Origin of the sequence: Thermogutta sp. (assembly GCF_014359955.1) — a bacterium.
Lineage (GTDB): Bacteria > Planctomycetota > Planctomycetia > Pirellulales > Thermoguttaceae > Thermogutta.
The window spans coordinates 1-4,179 of sequence record NZ_JACIYL010000373.1; the positions used below are offsets into that span (position 1 = coordinate 1).

General features: G+C 55.5%; 5 protein-coding genes. All 5 read left to right on the top strand.

Features of this window, described 5'->3' with window-relative positions:
• Positions 1 to 910: quinol:cytochrome C oxidoreductase (locus H5U08_RS11520; protein WP_297033143.1), on the top strand; the 910-nt coding region annotated here is incomplete at its 5' end.
• Between the two features lie 60 nt (positions 911 to 970).
• Positions 971 to 1,417 (top strand): hypothetical protein, encoded by a 447-nt coding sequence (locus tag H5U08_RS11525; RefSeq protein WP_297033145.1) that lies wholly within the window; start codon positions 971 to 973, stop codon positions 1,415 to 1,417.
• A gap of 149 nt (positions 1,418 to 1,566) precedes the next feature.
• The gene (locus H5U08_RS11530) at positions 1,567 to 2,454 is read left to right on the top strand and encodes an SCO family protein (protein WP_297033147.1); all 888 of its coding nucleotides are present in this window, start codon (positions 1,567 to 1,569) and stop codon (positions 2,452 to 2,454) included.
• Positions 2,455 to 2,559: 105 nt separating this feature from the next.
• Positions 2,560 to 3,546 carry a cytochrome c oxidase subunit II gene (coxB, locus tag H5U08_RS11535; RefSeq protein WP_297033149.1) on the top strand — a complete coding sequence of 329 codons (987 nt, stop codon included), beginning with the start codon at positions 2,560 to 2,562 and terminating at the stop codon, positions 3,544 to 3,546.
• Positions 3,546 to 4,179, top strand: a 634-nt coding sequence (locus tag H5U08_RS11540) for a cbb3-type cytochrome c oxidase subunit I (protein ID WP_297033151.1), incomplete at its 3' end; no start/stop codon positions are given. The genes coxB and H5U08_RS11540, both read left to right, overlap by 1 nt.

Consider the following 4,179-nt stretch of genomic DNA (forward strand, 5'->3'; position numbering starts at 1 on the left):
CATCGCCATCACTTTGTTTATCAAGGGACTGAATCTCTATCCCTGGGCGACGGGTGACTTCTTTCTGCACCATCCCGAATTACGGCACAAGACAGTCTATTTGAATATTCCGTTTTTCATATTGCGGGCTGCCTTTTGCCTGGCAGTATGGTGGTGGCTGGGGCGCTTTTACCTGACGCGGTCTGTGGCGCAGGATGCGGATGGGGACCCGCGATGGACACGCATTATGGAAAAATGGAGTCCCGCGGCCGCCCTCCTCTTCACAGTCACCGTGACCCTCGCCTCGTTCGACTGGGTCATGTCGCTCGCCCCCGCATGGTACAGCACCATTTTTCCGGTGTATATCTTTTCCGGGTGCGTTGTGGGAGGGCTGGCCGGACTGATCCTGATTCTTTTACTTGCCCAGGGCTTGGGGCTTTTATCGCACCGAGTTGTCACCGTCGAACACTATCACGATCTTGGAAAACTTCTTTTTGGATTTGTCATCTTTTGGGGCTACATCGCTTTTTCGCAATACATGCTCATTTGGTACGGCAATATTCCCGAGGAATCTCAGTTCTATCTCCCCCGTCAGCAGGGCATCTGGCTGTTTGTATCCCTGGGCCTTATCTTCGGGCACCTGCTCGTTCCCCTTGTGGGAATGATGCCCCGGGCGATCAAGCGCAATGCCTGGACGCTGGGATTTTTCGCCGTATGGTTGCTGGTCTTTCACTGGCTGGACCTGTACTGGCTGATCAAACCGAACTGGCACGCAACCGTCACGCCTTTATCACTGGTCGGCGGAATCCTCGGTGGAGCTGGTGTGTTCGGAATCATCACCGCAATCGTTCTGAAAGGCCTGACACGCTACGCCCCGATCCCCGTGCGTGATCCACGCCTGGACGAGGCAATCCACCATGAGGTGGTGTGACATGGTGAGGGATGACATCGGTGATGGCAGAATTGCGTAACTGACAAATGGTGGTCCGTGATGAGTAGCCAAACTGTCCACGACGCAGAATTAGAAACCCAGGTACAAGGCGAAAAAGACGTCAATGCGACCGTTATCGGCCTGATTGGGTTTGTGGGGGCGATTATTGTCTTTGCAATCATTATCCTGCTTCAGGTTATTTATTATGCCTGGGTCAGCCGGATTGAAGCTCGGGATCGGCAGGTACTTCCTGAAGAAATCGTGACGGTTAAAACGGAGCAGCAACTGCGTCTGGCTGCAGCGGCGTCCCAGGCCGGAAAAGAGGCGGGTGTCCTGCCCATCGACCAGGCCATGCGGCTGGTCCTCCGTGACCTGCGCGCGGGGCGACCGGCCGCTGAGATTGGGGGGAGGATGCAGCCGACCACTTCAGCGGCTCAAACCGGAGAAAAACCGGTCAGCCGACGCCAGAGGCCAAATCACCACCAAAAAATCCGACTACGGAGATAAAAAATTGAAGGTCCCCGACAATTGTTGGAGCGGCTCGGTTGCAGGGCATACAATTTTGAAAGACCGAAGCAGCCATCCAACGTCCAACCCGGAGTATTCCGTCAGCGCGGTTGGCCGATAAACCGCGCAGCAAACGGGAGGAACTCAAGATGTCACGAGACCGTCTCTTGACGATATTACTGGCGTGCGGGCTGATCCTGCTGGGGACAAGCGCAAAGGCACAATTGTCCCAGACTGCGCCCGACGAACTGGAAGGTGTGGGAGTCGATGAGAAACTCGGAAACACGCTTCCACTGGATCTGGAGTTCACAACCTCCGAGGGCCGACCGGTGCGTTTGAAGGATCTCTTCGACGGGAAAACGCCGGTGTTGCTGACTCTCAATTATTCCAACTGCCCCAAGCTCTGCCATCTTCAACTCAATGGCCTTTTCGAAGGGCTGGAATCCCTTGATTGGACTCTCGGCGGCAAATTCCGGATGATCACGGTGAGTATCAATCCCGAAGAGACAACGAACCGGGCAGCCGCGACCAAGCGGCACTATCTGTCCGCCTATCAGCGTCCGGAAGCGGACCGCGGTTGGTTCTTTTTGACCGGCAAAGAGGAGAATATCAAGCGTCTGGCGAACAGCGTGGGCTTTTATTATCGCTATGATTCGGCAACAAAACAATTCATTCATCCGGCAGTCACTATTGTCTGTACGCCCGAAGGCAAAATCTCGCGTTACCTTTACGGCGTGGAATATCCCGCCCAAAATATTCGCCTGGCGCTTCTGGAAGCGAGCGAAGGGAAAATCGGGACGACCACCGATCGCATCATCCTGTTCTGTTTTCATTACGACCCCACGCGGGGGACCTACACCCTGGCAGCCTATCGGCTGATGCAGGTCGGCGGCGCCCTGACGGTGTGTGTGCTGGGAGCAGTCCTGGCGGTGTGGTGGTGGCGGGAAAGAACCCATCGGCATGCAGACGATAGCCGCCCTAACACCCACGGAGAAGATGCCGCATCATCGCCTGACCAGCCATCAGGCGAACAATAGAACTTGGCAGCGAACTCATGTTCCGAGTGTTTTATTCGCGTATTCTGATTAGATAACACGAGTATGGATCCGTTATACATCACCAACCCTTTGACAGGTGCCCTAATGATGGGTGCTTTACCGCTGGCTCAAAGCGGGAGTTTCTGGCTGCCGCCGTCCGGGTCCACCACGGCATCGGCTGTGGACTGGTTGTTTTATTTTCTGTTCTACGTGGCCGCATTTTTCTTTCTGTTAATCGTCACTTTGATGACGATTTTCGTCCTCAAGTATCGCGTGCGCCCTGGTCGGGATGCGCCCGAACCCTCTCCCAGCCATAATACCTGGCTGGAGTTGACCTGGTCGGTTATTCCCACCATGATCATCATCTTCATATTCGCGGTCGGGTTCGCCGGCTACATGGACATGCGGACTCCTCCGCCGAATGCCTATGAAATTCGAGTGACTGGCCAGAAGTGGAAGTGGTTTTTCACCTATCCCACGGGGTACGTCGATGAGAATCTTCACGTGCCTGTGGATCGCCCGGTGCGCCTTGTGATGACCAGCCGTGACGTCATTCACAGTCTGTTCATCCCGGCGTTTCGACTCAAAATGGACGTGGTGCCGGGACGATACACATCCACCTGGTTTCAAGCAATCCAGCCGGGCGAGTATGACCTGTTATGTGCCGAGTATTGTGGAGACAATCACTCCTCGATGCTTGCCAAGGTCATCGTGCATCGCCCTGGCGAGTTCGAAAAATGGTTGGAAGAGGCGTCCAACTTCATGAAAAATCTTTCACCTGTCGAAGCCGGTCGAATACTTTATCAGCGTCAGGGGTGTGCCCAATGCCATTCGATCGACGGCTCCGTGAAGGTGGGTCCCAGTTTTCTCGGACTTTTCGGAAGCGAAGTCAAACTGGCGGATAGTTCCACGGTCACGGCGGACGAGAACTATCTGCGCGAGTCGATCCTGGTACCCGATGCCAAAATCGCAGCGGGATTTCGACCGCAGATGCCCCCGTATCAGGGGCTTCTTGATGAAGATAAAATTGCCGCTCTTATTGAGTTTATTAAGTCACTTAAATCCGATCAGTCGGCTGGAGGACATAACTGATGGTCACTGAAGTTGCGGAACCCAGGCCGGTGGCCCGCGCCACACCTCCGGACTATCTTCACGACGGGCGTGGAATCTGGTCGTGGCTTTTCACCCTCGATCACAAGAGGATCGGGGTCATGTATCTTGTGGGCATTTTGACCTCGTTGCTCTTGGGTGGGATTTTCGCGCTGCTGATTCGTACTCACCTGGCAATCCCGGCGCTGGTCCATCATCCCGGGCAGACGACGTCATCCGGCAACAGTGTTGCCGTGGTGGTGGGCCCCAGCCAGCCGGCTCCGGCCGGCACCTCCACCGCGCAGGATGCCGCGGCCCAACTGACCGCCGAATCAGAAGCAGCGACCGCGGCGAGCACCGTGCAGCCGACACCTCCGCGCTATCTGCTGACACCGAAGGAATATAATCGTGTATTTACCCTTCATGGGGCGATTATGATATTCCTGGTCATCATCCCCGGTATCCCTGCGGCACTGGGGAACTTCGTGCTGCCACTGATGCTGGGAGCCAAGGACGTCGCGTTTCCCCGCCTCAACCTGATGAGTTTCCACCTCTGGCTGATCGGGCTGGTGTTTTTCCTCGTTGTCCTGTTTACCGGGGGGCTGGATACGGGATGGACGTTTTACACCCCCTACA